Origin of the sequence: Rhodococcus sp. BP-316 (assembly GCF_019836105.1) — a bacterium.
Taxonomy (GTDB): Bacteria; Actinomycetota; Actinomycetes; order Mycobacteriales; family Mycobacteriaceae; genus Rhodococcoides.
The window spans coordinates 203,413-223,946 of record NZ_JABUEE010000003.1; the positions used below are offsets into that span (position 1 = coordinate 203,413).

Sequence of the window (20,534 nt, forward strand, 5' to 3'; positions counted from 1 at the left end):
CGCCCGGCGCTACGCTCGACCGATGATCGTCGATGCCCTGCTCGCCGTACTCCCCGCCGATCGGGTGGTGGTCGATCCCGACGTCATGGCGTCCTACCAGCACGACGAGGCCGAGTGGGCGCCGTCCGCGACCCCTCTCGCGGTGGTGCGTCCGGCCACGGCCGACGAGGTCCAGGCGACGGTACGGGCATGCCTCGACCACGGCACCGCCGTGGTGACCCGCGGCGCCGGGACAGGGCTCTCCGGCGGCGCGAACGCCACCGCGGGGTGCATCGTCCTCGCGCTCGACCGCATGACCGCGATCACCGAGATCGATCACCTCGAGCGGTACGCCGTCGTGCAACCGGGCGTGATCAACGACGATCTGCGCGCTGCCGTCGCGGAGGTCGGCCTCTGGTACCCACCGGATCCGGCGAGTTCGCCGTGGTCGACCATCGGCGGCAACGTCGCCACCAACGCCGGCGGCCTGTGCTGCGTGAAGTACGGCGTGACCCGCGACTACGTCATGGGCATGGAGGTGGTCACGGGCACCGGTGAGAAGGTCCGACTCGGCCGACGCACCGCGAAGGGCGTCGCGGGGTACGACCTCGCCGGACTGATGGTCGGCTCGGAAGGAACACTCGGCGTCATCACCGAGATCACCGTCAAACTGCGCCCCCTCCAGGACCCGCAACGCACCGTCGCCGGCTACTTCGACTCGATCGTCGACGCGGGCCGAGCGGTCGCCGCCGTCGCCGCCGCCGGGCTCACCCCCTCCGCTCTGGAACTGGTGGACAAGCAGTGCCTCCTCGCGGTGGACGCGTGGAAGAACATGGGACTGTCCGTCGACGCCGAAGTGGTGCTGCTCGGCCGCGTGGACACCCCCGGGCAGATCGGTGACCAGGAGGCGGAGAAAATGCTCGCCTGCTTCGACGAGGGCGGCGCCACCTGGTCGGCGGTGTCCACCGATCAGGAGGAGGCGGACGCGCTCTTCGCGGCGCGGCGCCTGGCCTACCCGGCCATGGAACGATTGGGCCCGGTGCTCACCGAGGACGTGTGCGTCCCCAAACGGCATGTGCCGGAAATGCTGTCGCGGATCGAGAAGATCGGCATCGCCCACGACGTCGTCATCGCCAACATCGCCCACGCCGGCGACGGCAACCTGCACCCACTGCTCATCATACCCCCGGGAGACGACGCCGCCCGAGCACGCTCGCAGGCGGCGTTCGACGAGATCATCGACGCCGCACTCGCCCTCGGCGGCACGGTCACCGGCGAGCACGGCGTCGGCCTGCTCAAGATGCACGGACTCGTCCAGGAACTCGATCCGGTGGTCCTCGCGATGCACCGCGCGGTCAAGGACGCACTCGATCCGCAGGGCATCCTCAACCCGGGCAAGGTGTTCGACCAGCTAGGCTCGCCCGTGTGACCGACACCCCCGCACGTCCCGTCATGCCCGACGACCTGCGCGAGTTCGCGGAGGCGGCAACAGGATTCATGCCCGCCGACGAGGGACTCGCGCTCTTCGACGCCACCGCCGAGTTCCTGGGCGACGGCGTGGTGGTGGAGATCGGCACCTACTGCGGCAAGTCGACCGTGTACCTCGGCGCCGCGGCGCGCGCCACGGGCGGCCGTGTGGTCACCGTCGACCACCACCACGGATCCGAGGAGCACCAGGTCGGCTGGGAGTACCACGACACCACGCTCGTCGACCCGGCCACCGGTGCGCTGGACACTCTCGGACGATTCCGCCGCACCCTGGCGGGGGCGGGCCTCGAGGACGTCGTCGTCGCCGTCGTCGGCCGTTCCGGCGACGTCGCCGCGCTGTGGAAGCATCCCGTCGACGTGCTGTTCATCGACGGCGGCCACACCGACGAGGCGGCCACGGTCGATTTCCAGGGGTGGGCGCCGTGGGTCGCGGTCGGAGGCGCCCTGCTCATCCACGACGTGTTCCCGGATCCGGCGGACGGCGGGCAGGCCCCGTACCGCATCTACCGGCGCGCCCTCGACAGCGGCATGTTCACCGAGAACCGCGTGGTCGGCTCACTGCGAGTGCTGGTGCGGACCTCGGGTCAGCCGGGCACGCTCGCCGGGTAGAACTCCCCGGCGCAACCGCAGCTGCGATGCGCACCGGAGAGCCCGACGGGCAGTTCGTCCCCCCGGAAGATGCCGGATCCGGCACTGGACCGGGACAGGGCGTCGGCCGCCAGAATCATGGCTCCGGTGGTCCACGTCGTCCTCTCGACGGGCCACCGCTTGCCGTCCGCGTAGACCAGCCCGGTCCAGTACGACCCGTCGTCCTCCCGCAGGTGCTGCATGCTTCCGAGCAGGTCCGTCGCCACGTCGACCCGGTCCATCGCGTCGAGAGTCAGAACCAGCTCACACGTTTCGGCACCGGTGACCCACGGTCGGTCGTCGACACAGCGGATGCCGAGCCCCTCCACGACGAAGTCCGACCACCGGTCGTCGATGCGCCGCCCGGCCGCCGGTCCGCGCACGGCGCCGCCCAGGATCGGGTAGTACCAGTCCATGGAGTACGACGGCTTCGGCGTGAAAGCCGAGAGGTGATGCCGCAGAACGTGACCCAACCGGCCGACGGCGACCTCCCAGTCCGGCTGCGGGTCGCCGATGTACGCCGCGAGGGCCAGCGCGCACCGCAGACTGTGGTGGATGCTGGCGTTCCCGGTGAGCAGGGCCTCGGCACGCGATCCGTTCGGCCCTGCGGCCCAGGCGATCTCGCCGCGGTCGGTCTGCAGACCGAGGACGAAGTCGACGGCGCGGCGCACGGTGGGCCACAGGGCCAGGGCGAAGTTGTCGTCGCCGGTGACGAGGAAGTGGTGCCACACTCCCACCGCGATGTACGCGCAGAAGTTGGTGTCGGCGCCGGCGTCCTCCACGACGTCGCCGCGCAGCCGGATCGGCCAGGTGCCGTCGCTGCGCTGCGTGCGCCGCGACCACTCGTAGGCGGCGTCGGCCTCCTCGACGAGGCCCGCGGCGCTGAGCGCCATGGCCGATTCGACGTGGTCCCACGGGTCGAGGTGCCCGCCCTCGGACCACGGAATCGCCCCGGACCGGACCTGGACGGCGGCGATGCTGCGCGCACTGGCGAGACACTGCTCGGCGGACAGGATTCCGGGAACCGACGGCGTCACGTGATCAGTGAGCGCCACGTCCGGCCCCCGGTCCGCCGATCCCGGTCTCCGGCTTGCGCAGGTAGATCACCACGGACTTGCCGATGACGGGATTCAGGACCTGCTCGAGCACTCGGGTGGTGCGCGGGGCCTTCATCATGTCCCACACCAGCATCGAGTGATAGCCGCGCACCAGCGGGTGATCGTCGTTCCGCACCCCGACCGCGCACTTGAGCCACCAGTACGGAGCGTGCAGTGCGTGCGCGTGGTGGGTGTGCGTGACCTCGAGGCCGGCCGCGGTGAGCGACGCCGCCAACTCACTCGCACGGTAGATCCGGACGTGGCCACCCTCGTTCGCGTGGTACTCGTCGGAGAGGGACCAGCAGACCCGCTCGGGCAACCAGCGCGGGACACTCACCGCCACCGTGCCGCCGGGGCGCACCACGCGCGCGATCTCGGCGATGGCCGACGCGTCGTCCGGCACGTGCTCGAGCATCTCGGACACGATCACCCCGTCGAACCACTCGTCCGGGAACGGCAGGGACAACGCGTCGCCGACGACCGTCTCCGCCGTGGCGGACTCCGGTACCTGCTTCTCCTCGGCCATCGCGCCGAACATGACCTTGACCTCGTCGAGTTCGTCCGCGTTCTGGTCGAAGGCGGTGACATGGGCCCCGCGGCGGTACAACTCGTAGGAGTGGCGCCCCTGGCCGCACCCGATGTCGATGACGCGATCGCCCGCACCGAAGCCGAGCCGGTCGAAGTCCATCGTCAGCATGTCGTCTCTCGATTCCCTCGTCCACGGCGATCGGCGATCGCCTTCTCGTACTCCGCGACGGTCGCGGCGGCCACCGCCGGCCAGCCGTAGGTCTGCGTGGCCCGTTCCCGCCCGCGCTCGCCCATGGCGCGTCGGCGGGGCTCGTCGTCCAGCGCGCGCATCAGGGCCCGCGCCAGGGCGTCGCTGTCACCGGGAGGCACCAGATCGGCGCAGAGCCCGTCGGGCCCCACGACCTCGGGGATCGCCCCGGTGCGGCTCACCACGAGGGGGGTCGCGCAGGCCATGGCCTCGATGGTCGGGAGCGAGAAGCCCTCGTACAGCGACGGCACGCAGGCCACGTCGGCCGACGCCAGCACGCGCGCCAGTTCGGCGTCGTCGAGACCGCTCCGCGTCCGCACGATGTCGTCGATACCGAGATCGTCGATCAACGTCCGGGTCGGCCCTGCGGGGTCCACCTTCGACACCAGTTCGAGTTCGACATCCCGCTCGGTGCGCATCTTCGCGACCGCCTCGAGAAGGTGCCGCACACCCTTGAGGGCGACGTCGGCACTCGCGACGGCGACGATGCGGCCGGGAACTCGCGGCGCCGCGCCGGGGGTGAACACGGTGGTGTCGACCCCGAGCGGGACCACCGTCACCGCACCCGGAGCGACCCCGAACGCGTCCACGATGTCCACCGCGGACGAGCGGGACACGGTCAGCAACCGCGGGATCCGGCGCGCCACCCGCCGCTGCATGGTGAGGAAGCCGTACCAGCGCCGCACGGTGATCCGTCGTCGCCACGGCGCCGCCGCGAGGTCGAGGGCACGGTCGCGGGTGATGGGGTGATGAATGGTGGCCACGAGCGGCAACGGGATGCGCAGCAATCCGTAGCTCAGCGACTGGTTGTCGTGCACCACGTCGAACTCGTCGGCTCGCGCGCGCAGTAGACGAGCGGCGCGCGCCCCGAACGTGCGGGGCTCCGGGAACCCGGCCGTCCACATGGTCAGCACCTCGGACACGTCGACCAGGTCTCGGATCTCGGAGGGCCGCGGGGTGCGGAACGGATCGTCGTCTCGATAGAGGTCGAGGCTCGGTACTCGCGTGAGCCGCACCCGCGGGTCGAGATCGGGATAGGGCTGACCCGAGAACACCTCGACCTCGTGCCCCTCGTCCACCAGCGCTCGACTCAGACGCGCGACGTAGACACCCTGACCGCCGACGTGGGGCTTGCTCCGGTAGGACAGCAGAGCGATACGCACGTGGGTCCCCCGAGCTGTCGCGGCAGTGTGATGGCAGACACCCTCGCCGCGGTGGAACCGGCGATCATGTCCCGATGTGTCTACCACCTTCCGTTCTTCTCGAATCCACACGACCGACGACCAGCACTGATTCACACTGGACCTCCCCGCCACCCGAGATCGAGGAGACGACGATGACCGGAACCGGCGACAGGGCGCTGCACATCCACTCACCGGCGGGTCTGCCGTTCATCGATGTCCGGCGCGAGTTCGACGCACCCGTGTCCGCGGTCTTCCGGGCGCACGCGGAGCCCGAACTGGTGTCCCGCTGGCTCGGTCCCGCCGGCTACGAGATGTCGGTCGAGGAGTACGACTTCCGCGGCGGTGGCCGGTACCGCTACGTCCACCGTGATCCCGGCGGTGCGGAGTACGCGTTCCACGGCGTGTTCCACACGGTGCGGACCAACGAGTTCGCCGTGCAGACCTTCGAGTACGAGGGCTTCCCCGACGTGGTGAGCATCGAGTTCCTCACGTTCGTCGACCTGGGTGACCGCTGCCGGCTGGAGGGCCACTCGGTGTACCCGACACTGGAGGCGCGGGACTCGATGGCAGCGAGCGGCATGGAGAAGGGCATGCGGGAGGGCTACGAGCGCCTGGACGATCTGCTGGGCTGACCGGGTGGTCACAGGCGCAGCGCGGGGTCCATCCGCTCGATCAGGGTGTCGAGAGTGATGGGCAGGTCTCGCACCCGGACACCGCACGCGTGGAACACCGCGTTGGCGATGGCAGCAGGCGACCCCACGATGCCGATCTCGCCGATCCCCTTGCTGCCCATCGGGTTCAGATCGTCGTCGTGCTCCTCGACCCAGATCGCCTCGATGTCGGCGACGTCGGCGTCCACCGGGACGTGGTACTCCGCGAGGTCGGCGTTGAGGAAGCCGCCGTGTCGTCGATCCACGATGCCCTCCTCCATGAGTGCCATGCCGATACCGAACACCATGCCGCCCAAGAGCTGTGACCGAGCCAACCGAGGGTTCAGCACACGGCCCACGGAGAAGACGCCCAGCATCCGCGTCACGCGGACCTCCCCCGTGTCGACGTCGACGTGCACCTCGGCGAAATGGGCGCCGAACGCCTGCCGCGCCAGCGCCGCACGCTCCTCGAGGTCGTCGGTGGTGTCCGCGGTGGCCGTCGCACCCGGTGCGAGGTCTCCGTCCGCGCGCAGCGCACGACAGGCCTTGGTCACCGCCCAGCCCCACGACGAGGTACCCGAGGACCCGCCTGCGCCGGGCGCCGTGGGCAGCGCACTGTCCCCGACGTGGATGTGGACCCGGTCCAGCGCGACCTCGAGCGCGTCGGCGGCGATCTGGGCGAGCACCGTTCGTGCGCCGGTACCGATGTCCGACGCGGCGACGGACACGTCGACCGTCCCGTCGTCACGGACGGTCGCCCGCGCCGTGCTCGGCGACGTCATCGCGGGGTAGGTCGCCATCGCGACACCGGTCCCGACGAGGGTGCGTCCTTCTCGGCGTATCGCGGGCCGCGGGTCACGACCGGCCCAACCGAAGCGCCGCGCGCCCTCCTCGAAGACGGCGCGGACGGTACGTGAGCTGTAGGTCTGCCCGTCCGCGGGATCGACCGACGGCTCGTTCCGCAGCCGCAACTCGACGGGGTCCGTTCCGAGCGCGTGGGCCAGTTCGTCCACCGCGCACTCCAGAGCGAACATGCCGGGCGCCTCACCGGGAGCGCGCATCCAGCGCGGTGTCCCGACGTCCAGCGCGACCGCGCGATGCGTGGTCGAGACGTCGTCGATGTCGTACACGTGGCGACTGCCCTCGGACGTCTGCTCCACGAACTCCATCACGGTGGAGGTCTGCTGGAGCGAGTCGTGCAGCAACGCCGTCATCGAGCCGTCCGCGTCCGCCGACAGTCGGACCCGCTGGATCGTCGGCGTCCGGTAGCCGACGAAGTCGAAGGTCGACCGGCGTGGAACCGGAAACGAGACCGGTCGACCCACGACGGACGACGCCATGGCCGCGACGACCGCGTTCGGTCGCGTGCTCCCTTTCGATCCGAAGCCGCCGCCCACGTGCCGGGCGATGACGCGCACGGCGTCCGAGTCGACGCCGAAGAGCTCGGCGAGATCTCCGGCCACGCCGGACGGCGCCTGCGTAGAGTCCCAGACCGTGAGGGTCGACCGGTCCTCGCTCCACGCGGCGATCGACGCGTGCGGCTCCATGGGCGCATTGTGTTCGGGCGGCGTCGTGTAGCGGACGTCGACGCGCACCGCGGACTCCTCGAAGCGCCGCTCCGGTTCCCCGGTGACGACATCGGTGTCGAAGCCCGCGTTCACCTGCTCGGGTGCGTAGATGCCCGGGTGATGCTCCCGTAATTCGTTGTCGCACTGGCGACTCTCGTACGTGACGTCCAGAACGGAGGCCGCACACGTCGCCTGCTCCGACGTCTCCGCCACGACCACGGCGACGATCTGCCCGCGGTAGGCGACGACATCGGACTGGAGCACCTGCAACTCGCCGTCCCCGGCGGACCCGAGCGTCGGAGCGTTACCGTGCCACAGCACGGCGAGGACACCCGGAAGCGTCAGCGCCGAAGCACGATCCACGTCCAGCACACGCCCCGCCGGAACAGCGGCGCCGACGATCGCCGCGTGCGCTGGTTCTCCACCGACGTCCCGGTACTCCGCCGCGTACCGGGCGGCTCCGGTGACCTTGTCGCGGCCCTCGAGCCGCTCGACCGGTGTTCCCGTGACGGTCATCGGGTGGCCGCCTCGTCCGCGGCCGCGTCGGCGAGGGACATCACGGTGGAGGCCACCGTCGACGCGAGGAGTGACAACTTGTAGTCGTTGTCGGGGAACGTGTGTGCCGCGGCGAGCTCGCGCTCCATCGCAGCGATCACGCCGCTCCGGGACGGGATCGCCCCGAGCAGCTCGGACTCGGCGACCGTGGCCCGCCACGGCTTGTGAGCGGCTCCGCCCAGCGCGATGCGCGCCGTGGTGAACACCCCGTTCTCCACGACCACGACGGCGGCGACGGACACCCTCGCGAAGGCGTAGGACGCACGGTCCCGCACCTTCCGATAGGTCGAGCGCGCACCGGGTGGAAGCGGCGGTATGTCGAGGTGCGTCACCCACTCGTCCTGCCGCAGAGTCGAATCGCGTTCGGGTGCGGACTCGGGAAGCCGATGCAGATCGGCGAACCGGATCTCGCGTACTCCGTCGGTGCCGACGACGGTGACAGTGGGATCGAGCACCGCGAGGCCCACGGCCATGTCCGAGGGGTGGGTGGCGATGCAGTGCTGCGATGCGCCCAGCACCGCGGCGTTGCGCCGATCGCCGTCCAGGGCCGAACAGCCCGAGCCCGGTTCACGCTTGTTGCACGCTGTGTCGACGTTCATGAAGTACGGACAGCGGGTGCGCTGGAACAGGTTCCCGCCCGTGGTCGCCATGTTCCGCAGTTGACCGGACGCACCCGAGAGCACAGCGCGCGACAGGACGGGAAACCGCGAACGCACGACGGGGTCGGCGGCCAGATCGCTGTTGCGGACCAGGGCCCCGACACGAAGACCCGGCACCCCGCCGCCACTGCCGTCGTTCCACTCGATGTCCGCCAGGGCCAGACCCGTGATGTCGACGAGCCGGTCCGGGGTCTCGATTCCCAGCTTCATCAGATCCACGAGGTTGGTTCCGCCGGCCAGCACGCGGGTGGACCCCTCGGCGAGTGCGGACGCTATGGTCGACGCGTCGGCGGCACGGTCGTACGCGAATGTTCTCACCGGTCCGCGCCCGTCTCCGTCGTCGTTGCAGATATGCCGTCGATGTTCTCTCGCACGGCATCGACGATGTTGGGGTAGGCGCCGCACCGACAGATGTTGCCGCTCATCCGTTCTCGGATGTCCGCGTCCGAGGCCGTCGGCACGCCGTCGAGGTCCTCGGTGACGGCGCTGGGCCATCCGTTCTTCACCTCGTCGAGCACGGCGACGGCAGAGCAGATCTGACCGGGGGTGCAGTAGCCGCACTGGAATGCGTCGTGCGCGAGGAACGACGCCTGCACGGGATGCAGGTCCTCGCCGTCGGCGAGCCCCTCGACGGTGGTGATGTCGTCGTCCTGTGCCGCGACGGCCAGCGTCAGGCAGCTGACCACGCGCCGACCACCGGACAGCACCGTGCACGATCCGCACTGACCGCGGTCGCACCCCTTCTTGGACCCGGTCAGCCCGAGCCTCTCACGCAGCGCGTCGAGGAGCGTCGTCCGGACGTCGCACTCGATCCGGTGCTCCTCGCCGTTGACCGTGAGGCGTACTCCGACATCTCCTGCGACGAGGCTCATGCTCCGGGCTACCCTGCGCTCCCGCCACCAAACCGCCCCCGGTGCCGGACTTACAGAGGCAGTGCGGTCTCCCGCACGGCGCCGGGCGCGTCGACCGGGGGCACGATGCGTCGGAACCACTCGGTGCCGAACGCGGACGCGAGATCCTCGTCCGACATGGGGATGAACGGGCCGAAGTCACCGATCTGCGACTCGTGCACCACCATCGCCGCACGCTTGGCGGCCAGGACACCGGACACGTCCACCGCGGTGGTGAGTTCCGACTCGGGCAGGCCGAACGCCTCGATGTCGAGCTGCGAGGCGTCCTCGTTCTCGCCCGGATCCCAGTTGGGGTTCGCCGTCATCATCTCGCGCATGCGGTCACGGTTCATCGTCGCCTCGTAGACGAACGGCACCTCGGCGATGACCGCGGCGCGCACCCCCACGTGGTGCACCTGCACGTGGTCGGGATGGCCGTAACCACCGTGCGAGTCGTAGACCGTCAGGACACGGGCCTGCTCCTCGACGAGAACGTCCGCGAGCCGCCGAGCGGCCTCCTCGACATCCACGTTGGCGAAGGCGTGCGGGTTCGTGTTGCCCTCGGTCCCGGCCATCCCCGAGTCCGCGTATCCCAGCACGACCACGCGCTGTGCCCCCAGCACCTCGGCCGAGCGCTCCAGTTCACGTTGCCGCCGATCGTGCAGCGACTCGCCCTCGGTCAACAGGCCGTCGGGCACCTCACCGAGCGCACCGTCGGTCGCCGTCACCAGCACCACTCGGTGGCCGGCGTCGGCTGCCGACCGCATGATCCCGCCGGTGCCGAACACCTCGTCGTCGGGATGGGCATGGAAGCACACCAACACACTCATCGGCAGATGGTCGCACGGGCGCGGTGCGCGGGCTCGATCACGTCCGGTGTCGACCCCTCACGTCGCGTACCTGCGCAGCGCGGCGATGCCGTCGCGGGGATCGATCCGCTCGTCGACGCGCAGCACCTCGGCGTCGAGGTGGAGCGCACCGAACGGGACGGCCTCGTCGGCCCGCAGCGTGCGGGCGGGAGAGACACCGAACACCGAGAGCGCGTCGGGGTCCGGCGCGATCATGGTGGGCGACGAGTCCGCGACCACGGTGACCTCCGGGAGATCCCCGACGAGCAGCGTCTCCAGGCTGCCGTCGCGCACCGCTGCGCAGACGTCGTCGAGACCGTCGATCGCGAGCCCGGACCCCCGGCCCGTCTCGGCCGACCACCTCCGGGCGGCGTCGTCCATCGCGGCGAGTCGTCGACGCTCGACCTCCTCCTCGATCGCGTGCGCCAGTTCCTCGTCGTGGTCCCCACTTCCGCGTGCCCCGATGTCGAGCTCGACCACGACGTCCGCCGTGCGTTCCGGGAGCGCGCCGCGCAGATCGGTTCGCGAGCGCACCTCCCCGGCGACGAACGCGACGTCGAGCCGTCGCTCGTCGATCAGGTGCGTCACCCGGTCGGCCACGGCGCTCACGTTGCGGCGCGCGGCGTCGTCCGTACGGCGCTGCGGGGTGCCGTAGCCGGCTGACTCCGCCCCGGCTGCCTGGTGAACGGGTCCGGACACGGCGTCGACGGTCTCCTCGTGCACTCCGCCGGGTCCGTGCACGGTGATGTCGGCTCCCGCGTGATCGACCCACGCCACCAGGTAGGTCAGGTCCACGGGGCCGTGGTCGACGAGGGGAACGAGGTAGGGCAACTCCGACACCCGCACCTCCGTCCGGACGGGCGGGCCGAGGAGGCGCTCGTCGACGAGCACCGTCGCCCCGGCAGCGATGAGAGCGCGCCCGCTGCGACCGACGGCGGGCGGTGCGTCCAGCACCGCGGACCGGAGGGCCTCCACGGCCTCGTCCGGTGCGGACCGCTCCCGCAACTCCTCCTCGATCCCGCGCCAGCTGAGCTCGAGGCGCGTTCGCGCGTCCTCGGTGTCGTGCGAATCCTCGAAGTACACGGACACGAAAGGTCCGGTGGACTCGGTCAACGCACGGAGTGAGTTCGGATGCATCGGTTCCTCCCACGGTGTGTCCGACGGGTGTTCGGTCGTCTCGTCCGGAGGTCTGCCCGTCAGGACGGACGTCAAACGACCGGGATTGCCGCCCTCGCTTCCGGGGAACGCGATGCGTCATGACGGAGAAGAACGAGACGGTGGACGACGTGTGGGACGACTGGAAGGACGCGGTCAACATGACCAGGAAGGAGCTCGAGGACTGGCTGACGACCGACGAGTCCCGCTCCGTCGGTGACTCGAAGGACGGTGAGTCGACGGGGCACGAGATGGGGCGGCGCATCACCTCGATCCTGGACACGAAGAAATCCGATCTCACGGACGACGACGTCGCCGCGATGCGCAAGGTCGTCGGATACGTGCACCGACATCGCGCCCAGGGCCCCTCGAAGGACGTGGAGCACTCGCGGTGGCGCTACTCGCTGATGAACTGGGGAAACGATCCGATGAAGTGACCTCGGCGTGAGATGTGGGAGAAGTATTCGGAGCTGAACGCCGTCCGGATGTTTTTTTCCTTCGATCCGGGTTATCCGAGCGGTATGTCCCAGTCCTGTTCGGTGTTGCTGTGGCACGTGCACGGATCGTGGACGTCCGCCTTCGTCGCGGGTCGACACCGGTACCTGCTCCCGGTGAACGACACCGGTGACGAGTGGGGGCGCGGACGGTGTGGGCGACCCTGGTCGGATTCCGTGATCGACGTACCGGTCGATCGTGCGCCCGCGCAGGATGTCGACGTCGTCGTGCTGCAACGCCCGCAGGAGCTCGAGCTGGCGGAAGCGATTCTGGGTCGACGACCCGGCCGCGACGTCCCGGCGATCTACGTCGAGCACAACGCGCCACGACCGAGTCCCGTGCACTCCGTCCACCCGCTGGCGGATCGGAGCGACATCCCTGTCGTGCACGTGACCGAGTTCAATCGCCTCATGTGGGACACCGGCGTCGCGCCGACGACGGTGATCCCGCACGGCATCGCCGACCCCGGTCCGCTCTACACGGGCTCGCTGCCCCGAGCCGTCACCATGATCAACGACCCGGTCCGACGCGGACGCGTGGTGGGAACCGACCTCCTCGGCCCGCTGGCCGGCGCCGCACCGCTCGACGTGTTCGGGATGAGAACCCGCGAACTGGACGAGCCGACCGCGAACGTCCGCGGCCTCGGCGACGTGCAGGGCCACGAGCTGCACCGCGAGATCGCTCGACGCCGCGTCTACGTGCACACCGCACGATGGACGTCGCTGGGACTGTCACTGCTCGAGGCGATGTACCTGGGCATGCCCGTCGTGGCGGTGGCGACGACCGAGGTCGCGGCCACCGTGCCGCCCGAGGTCGGCGTCCTCTCCAACGACGTCGACGTCCTCCGCGCCGGAATCAGCGAACTCGTCCACGAGCCGATCGCAGCCGAGCTCGCCGGCAAGGCGGCACGCAGCTTCGTCTCCGCACGACACGACCTCCCGACCTTCCTCGACCGATGGGACAGCGCGCTCGCCGCCGTCCTCCCCTGAAGCCGCTCACCCGACCAGACCATCTCCACCCGCTCCACCGACCGAGAGGGACGTCGTTCAGTCACCAGCGACGTCTCGGAACGCACGATCCGAGGGACGGATTCCTCATGCGCATCGCCATGGTGTCAGAACACGCAAGCCCGCTCGCCGCGCTCGGCGGAATCGACGCGGGGGGCCAGAACGTCCACGTCGCGGCGCTGGCCGCGGCCCTGGTCGACCGCGGCCACGAGGTGTCGGTCTTCACCCGGCGCGACTCCCGCGACCTCCCCGACGAGGTCACCGTCGATCACGGCTACCGCGTCGTGCACGTTCCGGCAGGTCCGCCCGAGCCGGTACCGAAGGACGAACTACTGCCCCACATGGGCGACTTCGCCTCGCACCTGGCCGAGCACTGGACGCGAGACCGACCCGACGTGGTCCACGCCCACTTCTGGATGTCGGGGCTCGCGACCCAGCTCGCGGCGCGTCCGCTCGCGATTCCCACGGTCGTGACCTTCCACGCACTCGGTGTGGTCAAGCGTCGGCACCAGGGCACTCGCGACACGTCGCCGCCGAGCCGACCGAAGATCGAGCGGCTCATCGCACGCGGAGCCGATCACGTCGTCGCGACGTGCTCGGACGAGGTCACCGAACTGGTCCGGATGGGCATACCGCGCCGGCGGGTGTCGGTGGTGCCGTGCGGCGTGGACCTCGAGAAGTTCCAGCCGGCGCCGGTCAGCTCTCCCGACCCCGCGCGTCGGCGGCGGCTGGTCGCCGTCGGCCGACTGGTGCCTCGCAAAGGTTTCGACCTGGCGATCGCGGCCCTTGCGTCGATTCCGGACACCGACCTCATCATCGCCGGCGGCGAGCGCAGCGACGTCTCGGACGACGACGAGGCTCGACGCCTGAAGCAGATCGCCGTCGCCCACGGTGTGGCCGACCGCGTCCGCCTGGTCGGACAGGTCTCCCACGAGACGATGCCCGACCTTCTCCGCTCCGCCGACATCGTGGTCTGCACTCCCACGTACGAGCCGTTCGGGATCGTGCCGCTCGAAGCGATGGCGTGCGGGATCCCGGTGGTGGCCACCGCGGTCGGTGGCTTCCTCGACACCGTGATCGACGGTGTCACCGGAGTTCTCGTCCACCGACGCACGCCTGCCGCCGTCGCCGACGCCGTCCGTCGCCTGCTGAACGACGAGGGTCGGCGGACCGGCTACGGCATGTCGGCCGCCGATCGCGCTCGTGCGCGGTACTCGTGGGAGCAGATCGCCGTCGACACCGATCGGGTCTACCGATCACTGCTTCCGGAGCCGGCCGCCGCCGACACCGCGGACGGATCGGGGGACGACCAGCTGGACCGGGTGTGAGGCCGGTCGACCCCGGTCTCGTCGCCCCCCGACCTTGTCACCCCACGTAGCGCCGCGCCACCGACCGCGACTGCGGCTCCTCAAGGAGTACGAGGCCCCGTTCGACGGACGGCGGCAACACTGTCCGCTCGCGTGCCACCCATCCGGCGGACCGCATCGCCTCCCACACCGCCGACGCCGTCGTGCGGTCCCGGGGGGCGGACCGCACCACCGCGACGGTACGGCGGAGTGCGCTGCGCACCGGCCGGCGTAACCACAGCGTCCACAGAGTGTTCCGGATCCCGAGCTGACGACGGCGGGTGGAGTCGCGGCTCACCGACGGTTCGTGTTCGATGACCATGCCCTCCTCCCAGACCATCCACCAGCCGACCGCGGCGAGGTCGAGGGCCAACAGTTCCTCCTCGCCGCCGAGCCACATCTTCTCGCAGAATCCGCCCACTCTCCGGAACGCCGACACGCGAATCATCGTCAGCCCCGCCATGATCCCGAGAAGAGCAGGACCGGGAAGCCAGGCGGGACCCTCGATCGGGCTCTCCCGGAACTCGGGAGTGATCGGATCCTCGACCAGCGACGGCGCGACCAGACAGCGGCCCGTGACCGTCGCCAGGGCCGGATAGGCGTCGAGTCGCACCGCCCCCAGTGTCAGTGCGCCCTCCTGCCAGCGCGTGTCGTCGTCGCAGAAGGCGACGTACGGCGTCGTCACGAGATCCACCGCACGGTTCCGGGCCACCCCGCCCAGGTTCTCCGACAGGGCGAGAAGCCGTACCTCGGGGAACAGTTCCCGCACCATGTCCGCCGTACCGTCCGTGGAGGCGTTGTCCACCAGGATGATCGGGGCCGCGTCCGAGATCGACGTCATGTGTTTCAGCGTGCGGTGAAGCTCGTCCCGTCGGTCGTGAGTGATCATCACGACGGTGACACGATCGGCTGTCTCGGTCATGCTCGAACCTCCTCGTCGGGGTGCCCGGACGCCGCCGGTGTGGTCTCGAGAGCGCGAGCGGCCCGCTCGACGTCCGGGGGCAGGGTCTGTCGGTGCCACAGTGCGGTCGGGGCACGGAGCGCCGCGCCCACGAGAGCCGGCGTCACGCGAGGATCGACGAGTGCGCGCGCCACCAGCGTCGTCACCGACCGGACGCACTCCCCCACCGGTCGGCGCATCAGTGCCGTGAGAACTGCATTGCGCGACTCCAGGTTCCGTCGGGCGATCGTCGCCATGCGTCGGGTCGACGGGTGGTGGTGTGCGATCACGTCGCACACGTGCACCACCCGATGACCCGCCGCCACCAGATCGAAGGCGAGCAGGGTCTCCTCACCGCCGAACTGCAGGACCGGAGAGAAGCCGCCGACGGCCAGGAAGGCTCTGCGCCGCACGATCGCAGCGCACGCGAGAAATCCCAGCACCGGCGGACCGGGGTCGTCGACGTCGGCACTGCCGGACGCCAGAGGGCTGACGTGCAGGGCCGCGTTGACGGGGTCGTCCCGACACTCGGGGCCGACCACCGTCCGCGCTGCGACGAGGGCGATGTCCGGATGGACGTCGAAAATTCGTTCCGCGGTCGTCAGCGCCGCACGCTCCCACCACGAGTCGTCGTCCGCGAAGGCGACGAACTCGGTCTCGGCGGCCCAGACGCCCCGATTGCGGGCCGCGGCACCCTCGTTGCGCGACAGTGGAATCGAGCGCACGTCCGCACCCTCTTCGGCTGCCCGCCGTACCACGTCCGCGGTGCCGTCCGAGGAGGCGTTGTCCACGACGATCACCGGCGGTCGCGGCCGCAGCCGCGTCAGGTGGTGCAGCGTGGTGGCCAGTTCGTCCGCACGGTTGCGTGTCGCCACCACCACCGTGGTGCGCGACCTCTCCCCGGAACCGCTCGTCTCACTGCCCGACACGCGCCCGGTCTACCCGGAACGGGTCCGGACAAACGCGTTTGCCGGGTGCACTCACGGGTATCTGTCGCGCCATGTCCAAGGGAGCTGGATCGAATCGAACTGGCAGGTCGTCGAGAAGCGCGGTCGTGTTCGGCGGCGCGGGATTCGTGGGATCACATCTCTGCGAGGCTCTTCTCGCCGACGGCACCGCGGTGGTCTGTGTGGACAACCTCGTCACGGGGTCGCTCGACAACATCGAGCACCTCCACCGCGAGGCGCGGTTCCGTGTCGTCGAGCACGACATCACGGAACCGCTGCCCCGGTCGATCACCCGTGCCGACCCGGGACAGGTCTTCCATCTCGCGTCCGCGGCCTCCCCCGACGACTATCACCGGCTGCCTCTCGAGACGTTGCACGCGGGTGCCGTCGGAACCGAGCGGGCTCTCGAGCTCGCCCGCGAGCACCGTGCCCGGTTCCTGCTGGCGTCGACGAGTGAGGTGTACGGCGATCCGCTGGTCAGCCCGCAGTCCGAGTCGTACCACGGGAACGTCAACCCCACCGGTCCGCGCAGCGTCTACGACGAGGCGAAGCGCTACGCCGAGGCGCTCACCGCGGCCTACCGGCGCACGCACGGCGTCGACACGGCGATCGCCCGCATCTTCAACACGTACGGCCCGCGCATGCGCCGCGACGACGGGCGGATGATTCCGAACTTCGTGTGCCAGGCCCTGGAGGGCCGCTCGCTGACCGTCACCGGCTCCGGTCTGCAGACCCGGTCGGTCTGCCACGTGGACGACACCGTTGCCGGGCTGCTCGCACTGGTCCGGTCGGCGCATCCCGGGCCCGTCAACATCGGCAACCCGGACGAACGGACGGTGCTCGAGATCGCGCGCGCCGTGGCCGAGGTCGTGGGGTGCGACCTCACCGTGGCACCGTGCCCGCCGGTCGAGGACGACCCCCAGCGCCGCTGCCCCGACATCACCGTCGCGCGCACTGCTCTCGGATGGAGCCCGACCGTCGACCTGGCGGACGGTCTCACCCGCACGGTCCGGTGGTTCGCCGACACCGCTCCGTCATCACGACCGAATCCGAACACGGTGTTTACCGGCGCGGCCGGCGGGTAGATCGGGCCTCACCGGCGCGGCCGGAGGATCGATCGGACGAAGAGGAGGTGAGTCATGCGCGTGCTCGGGATCAACGCGGTGTTCCACGATTCGGCCGCCGTGGTCATGGTCGACGGCCGCACGGTGGCCGCGGCGGAGGAGGAGCGCTTCTCCCGACGCAAGCACGGGAAGCGGCCGGTTCCGTTCTCCGCGTGGGAGCTTCCCGAGGCGGCGATTCGCTGGTGCCTCGATCACGCCGGCCTCGACGCGTCGGACATCGATGCCGTCGCGTACTCGTACGACCCCGCCCTGGTGGACCACGACGCCGTGCACGGAGATCGCCACGGTGGCCTCGATCCACGGTGGGAGGAGCTGCGTACGACCTATGCCGAGCGCGCTCCGCACTTCCTGTCCACCGTTCTCGGCGGGGCACCCGTGGGGTCGTTCCACCATGTGCGGCACCACGTCGCGCACGCCGCGTCGGCGGGGCTGCTGGCTCCGTTCGGCGGCTCCTGCGCGGTACTGGTGTCCGACGGCCGGGGCGAGAGCACCTCGATGCTGTCCGGCCGCTACCTCGACTCCAAGCTCGAAGTGCATGCCACGCAGAGCCTTCCGCACTCCCTCGGACTGCTGTACGAGGACCTCACCGAACACCTGGGGTTCGCTCGCTCGAGTGACGAGTACAAGGTGATGGCACTGGCCTCGTACGGACGGCCCCGGCACCTCCCTCTGCTGCGTCGGTTCGTCCACGTCACCGACGACGGCGGCTTCCGCACCGAGTGGATCGACTGGGAGCAGCTGGTGCCCCGCCGTGCCCCCGACGCGCGGTTCGACGAGCGCCACGCGGACCTGGCCTGCAGTGTGCAGGCCGTCCTGGAGGAGGTGCTGCTCGCCCTGACCCGCGAACTCGCCGACAGGACCGGCGAACACCGGTTGGCCATGGCCGGCGGAACCGCACTCAACTGTGTGGCCAACACCCGTGTGCTCGCCGAGGGTCCGTTCGACGACATCTGGGTCCAGCCGGCCGCCGGTGACAGCGGAACCGCTTGGGGCGCAGCAGCGACGGTGGCCGCCGAGGCCGGTGACACCATCGCGCCCATGACGACGGCGGCTCTCGGTCGCCGATGGAGCGACGACGAGATAGCCGCCCAGCTCACCGTGGCCAAGGTGCCGTTCGAGCGGCCCGTCGACATCGCCTCCGCCGCGGCGGAGGTGTTGGCGGACAACGGAATCGTCGCGTGGTTCCAGGGCCCGTCCGAATTCGGTCCCCGCGCGCTCGGCCACCGCTCGCTGCTGGCCCATCCCGGTCATGCCGGAAACGTCGAGCGCCTCAACGACGTGAAGGGGCGCGAGCAGTTCCGGCCCGTGGCACCCATGGTGCTCGCGCATCGCGCTCCCGAACTGTTCTCCCGCGGTCCGATTCCCAGCCCCTACATGCTGTTCGTGCACGACGTCGACCCGGCGTGGCGCGATCGGCTCCCGGCCGTGACCCACGTCGACGGCACCGCGCGCATCCAGACCGTGGAGGACGGTTCGGGGCCGACCGCGGCGATGCTGCGCGAGTTCGATCGCCGGACCGGCATCCCGGTCGTCGTCAACACGAGCCTCAACACCGCGGGCCGACCCATGGTGGACAGCCCGCACGACGCCCTCGAGCTGTTCGGATCCTCTCCCGTCGACGCGTTGGCCATCGGACCGTTCCTCGTCCGGCGAAGCCGATGAGCGCGCCGGCCCACAGCGAGCCGACGTGGTCCGTCGTGATCCCGACGATCGGTCGGCCCGGCCTGGCCACACTGCTGCGTGCGCTCGACTCGGGAACGGGTCCGACACCGGACGTCGTGGTGGTGGTCGACGACAGGCCGCGCAGTGCGACCGAGCCCCTAGACCTCCCCGCACTCGATCTCACCGTCCGACCGGTCCGCTGCGGTGGGCGTGGACCAGCCGCTGCACGCAACGTCGGCTGGCGCCACACGAGCAGCGAGTGGGTCGCGTTCCTCGACGACGACGTGACGGTCGCGTCGACGTGGCGGGACCACCTCGTGCGCGACCTGCGCGGACTGCCGTCGTCCGTGGGGGCGTCGCAGGCCGTGATCGACGTGCCACTGCCGACGGACCGTCGGCCCACCGACGACGAACGCCGCACCGCGGCGCTGTCCACGGCGCGGTGGATCACTGCCGACATGGCGTATCGACGCACGGCGTTGCGCACGGTGGACGGCTTCGACGAGCGGTTCCCACGGGCGTACCGCGAGGACTCGGACCTGGCGGTCCGCGTTCGCCGCGCCGGGTACGAGATCGTCACCGGCACCAGGATCACCACACACCCGCCCGCCGTGAGCACGGACCCGTGGGCGAGTCTGCGCGCGCAACGTGGCAACGAGGACAACGCGCTGATGCGCCTGAAGTACGGCCGCGACTGGCGCTCCGAGATCGGTGAGGGTCCGAGCATGATGCCCCGCCACGTCGTCACGACGCTGACTGCCGCCGTCGCCGTGCGATCCGTGTCGAGGGGCCGGCGAAGGATCGCCGCCGCCGCCGCGTCGGCCTGGGCGACACTCACCGCGGAGTTCGCGGCGCGCCGCATCGCCGCGGGACCTCGCTCGTCACGGGAGTGCGTCTCGATGGCCGTCACGTCGGCGCTGATCCCGCCACTCGCCGTGGCGTACCGGGCACGCGGGGAGCTGCGTCATCGTCTCGCCCGGTCCGACGCGTCCACGGGTCCGGCGCGGGCCGTGCTGTTCGACCGCGACGACACCATCATCGTGGACGTCCCCTATCTGGCCGATCCCGACGCGGTGACACCCGTCGACGGGGCTCGCGAGGCCCTGGACCTGTTGCGCGACAACGGTATCAAGGTCGGCGTGGTGAGCAATCAGTCCGGCGTGGCCCGCGGTCTGGTGGCACCCGAGCAACTGGACGCGGTGAATGCACGCGTCGAGACGTTGCTGGGTCCGTTCGACACGTGGCAGGTGTGTCCCCACGGCGAGGCCGACGGGTGCGGGTGCCGCAAGCCCCGGCCCGGCATGGTCGATGCCGCCGCACGGGAACTGGGCCTGTCCCCAGCCGACTGCGTCCTCATCGGGGACATCGGCGCGGACATCGGCGCAGCACAGGCTGCGGGTGCACGCGCGATCCTCGTGCCCACGCCCCGCACCCGTGCGGACGAGGTGGACCATGCTCGCCGTCACGCCGCGGTGGCGCCCACCGTGGCGGCCGCCGTGTCGGCCGTGATCGCAGGTGCCGTGTGAGTGGGCGACGTT

General features: G+C 70.4%; 19 protein-coding genes. 9 read left to right on the forward strand and 10 right to left on the reverse strand.

Annotated features, from left to right (window positions below):
- The first annotated feature begins 22 nt into the window (after positions 1-22).
- Entirely contained in the window at positions 23-1,408 is a 1,386-nt protein-coding gene (locus HQ312_RS07195; RefSeq protein WP_222638208.1) for an FAD-binding oxidoreductase, read from the forward strand.
- Positions 1,409-1,431: 23 nt separating this feature from the next.
- The gene (locus HQ312_RS07200) at positions 1,432-2,076 is read left to right on the forward strand and encodes a class I SAM-dependent methyltransferase (RefSeq protein ID WP_222628841.1); all 645 of its coding nucleotides are present in this window, start codon (positions 1,432-1,434) and stop codon (positions 2,074-2,076) included.
- Here HQ312_RS07200 and HQ312_RS07205 read toward each other — a convergent pair.
- The 3 genes from HQ312_RS07205 to HQ312_RS07215 are packed head-to-tail and all read right to left on the reverse strand — an operon-like array spanning position 2,052 to position 5,129.
- Positions 2,052-3,149, reverse strand: coding sequence for a prenyltransferase (locus HQ312_RS07205; protein WP_308123836.1), 1,098 nt, complete (start codon positions 3,147-3,149; stop codon positions 2,052-2,054). The two genes, HQ312_RS07200 and HQ312_RS07205, sit on opposite strands and share 25 nt — an antisense overlap.
- On the reverse strand, positions 3,136-3,888 hold the full coding sequence (locus tag HQ312_RS07210) for a class I SAM-dependent methyltransferase (protein ID WP_027503960.1): 753 nt from the start codon (positions 3,886-3,888) through the stop codon (positions 3,136-3,138). Before HQ312_RS07210 ends, HQ312_RS07205 begins: the two co-directional genes overlap by 14 nt.
- Positions 3,882-5,129, reverse strand: coding sequence for a glycosyltransferase family 4 protein (locus HQ312_RS07215; RefSeq protein ID WP_056447340.1), 1,248 nt, complete (start codon positions 5,127-5,129; stop codon positions 3,882-3,884). Before HQ312_RS07215 ends, HQ312_RS07210 begins: the two co-directional genes overlap by 7 nt.
- 173 nt (positions 5,130-5,302) lie before the next feature.
- Here HQ312_RS07215 and HQ312_RS07220 point away from each other — a divergent pair, with 173 nt between their 5' ends.
- Positions 5,303-5,782, forward strand: a complete 480-nt coding sequence (locus HQ312_RS07220; protein WP_027503962.1) for an SRPBCC family protein — start codon at positions 5,303-5,305, stop codon at positions 5,780-5,782.
- A gap of 8 nt (positions 5,783-5,790) precedes the next feature.
- Here HQ312_RS07220 and HQ312_RS07225 read toward each other — a convergent pair whose 3' ends face one another.
- Genes HQ312_RS07225 through HQ312_RS07245 form a run of 5 tightly spaced genes read right to left on the reverse strand, consistent with a single transcriptional unit; the run spans position 5,791 to position 11,457 of the window.
- Positions 5,791-7,884 (reverse strand): xanthine dehydrogenase family protein molybdopterin-binding subunit, encoded by a 2,094-nt coding sequence (locus HQ312_RS07225; protein ID WP_222638209.1) that lies wholly within the window; start codon positions 7,882-7,884, stop codon positions 5,791-5,793.
- A complete protein-coding gene (locus tag HQ312_RS07230) occupies positions 7,881-8,900 on the reverse strand; it encodes a xanthine dehydrogenase family protein subunit M (protein WP_222638210.1) in 1,020 nt (339 codons plus the stop codon). Before HQ312_RS07230 ends, HQ312_RS07225 begins: the two co-directional genes overlap by 4 nt.
- Positions 8,897-9,454 carry a 2Fe-2S iron-sulfur cluster-binding protein gene (locus HQ312_RS07235; protein ID WP_222638211.1) on the reverse strand — a complete coding sequence of 186 codons (558 nt, stop codon included), beginning with the start codon at positions 9,452-9,454 and terminating at the stop codon, positions 8,897-8,899. Before HQ312_RS07235 ends, HQ312_RS07230 begins: the two co-directional genes overlap by 4 nt.
- A gap of 50 nt (positions 9,455-9,504) precedes the next feature.
- Positions 9,505-10,302 carry a PIG-L family deacetylase gene (locus tag HQ312_RS07240; RefSeq protein WP_222638212.1) on the reverse strand — a complete coding sequence of 266 codons (798 nt, stop codon included), beginning with the start codon at positions 10,300-10,302 and terminating at the stop codon, positions 9,505-9,507.
- A gap of 57 nt (positions 10,303-10,359) precedes the next feature.
- Complete coding sequence (locus tag HQ312_RS07245) at positions 10,360-11,457, reverse strand: hypothetical protein (RefSeq protein WP_222638213.1); 1,098 nt, start codon at positions 11,455-11,457, stop codon at positions 10,360-10,362.
- A 119-nt stretch (positions 11,458-11,576) separates the two neighbouring features.
- Between HQ312_RS07245 and HQ312_RS07250 the strand changes: the two genes are divergently transcribed.
- From HQ312_RS07250 to HQ312_RS07260, 3 genes are all read left to right on the forward strand, one after another.
- A complete protein-coding gene (locus HQ312_RS07250) occupies positions 11,577-11,912 on the forward strand; it encodes a DUF3140 domain-containing protein (protein ID WP_222627801.1) in 336 nt (111 codons plus the stop codon).
- An 84-nt stretch (positions 11,913-11,996) separates the two neighbouring features.
- On the forward strand, positions 11,997-12,959 hold the full coding sequence (locus tag HQ312_RS07255; protein WP_222638214.1) for a glycosyltransferase: 963 nt from the start codon (positions 11,997-11,999) through the stop codon (positions 12,957-12,959).
- A gap of 107 nt (positions 12,960-13,066) precedes the next feature.
- Entirely contained in the window at positions 13,067-14,305 is a 1,239-nt protein-coding gene (locus HQ312_RS07260; RefSeq protein WP_222638215.1) for a glycosyltransferase, read from the forward strand.
- 37 nt (positions 14,306-14,342) lie between these two features.
- On the opposite strand, the gene HQ312_RS07265 is transcribed toward HQ312_RS07260, so the two are convergent.
- The gene (locus HQ312_RS07265) at positions 14,343-15,245 is read right to left on the reverse strand and encodes a glycosyltransferase family 2 protein (protein WP_222638216.1); all 903 of its coding nucleotides are present in this window, start codon (positions 15,243-15,245) and stop codon (positions 14,343-14,345) included.
- Complete coding sequence (locus tag HQ312_RS07270; RefSeq protein ID WP_222638217.1) at positions 15,242-16,192, reverse strand: glycosyltransferase family 2 protein; 951 nt, start codon at positions 16,190-16,192, stop codon at positions 15,242-15,244. Before HQ312_RS07270 ends, HQ312_RS07265 begins: the two co-directional genes overlap by 4 nt.
- 71 nt (positions 16,193-16,263) lie before the next feature.
- Between HQ312_RS07270 and HQ312_RS07275 the strand changes: the two genes are divergently transcribed.
- Genes HQ312_RS07275 through HQ312_RS07285 form a run of 3 tightly spaced genes read left to right on the forward strand, consistent with a single transcriptional unit; the run spans position 16,264 to position 20,522 of the window.
- Entirely contained in the window at positions 16,264-17,295 is a 1,032-nt protein-coding gene (locus HQ312_RS07275; RefSeq protein WP_222638218.1) for a GDP-mannose 4,6-dehydratase, read from the forward strand.
- A 54-nt stretch (positions 17,296-17,349) separates the two neighbouring features.
- Entirely contained in the window at positions 17,350-18,996 is a 1,647-nt protein-coding gene (locus HQ312_RS07280) for a carbamoyltransferase C-terminal domain-containing protein (protein ID WP_222638219.1), read from the forward strand.
- Positions 18,993-20,522, forward strand: a complete 1,530-nt coding sequence (locus tag HQ312_RS07285; protein WP_222638220.1) for an HAD-IIIA family hydrolase — start codon at positions 18,993-18,995, stop codon at positions 20,520-20,522. The genes HQ312_RS07280 and HQ312_RS07285 overlap by 4 nt, the downstream gene beginning before the upstream one ends.
- The last annotated feature ends 12 nt before the right edge of the window (positions 20,523-20,534 follow it).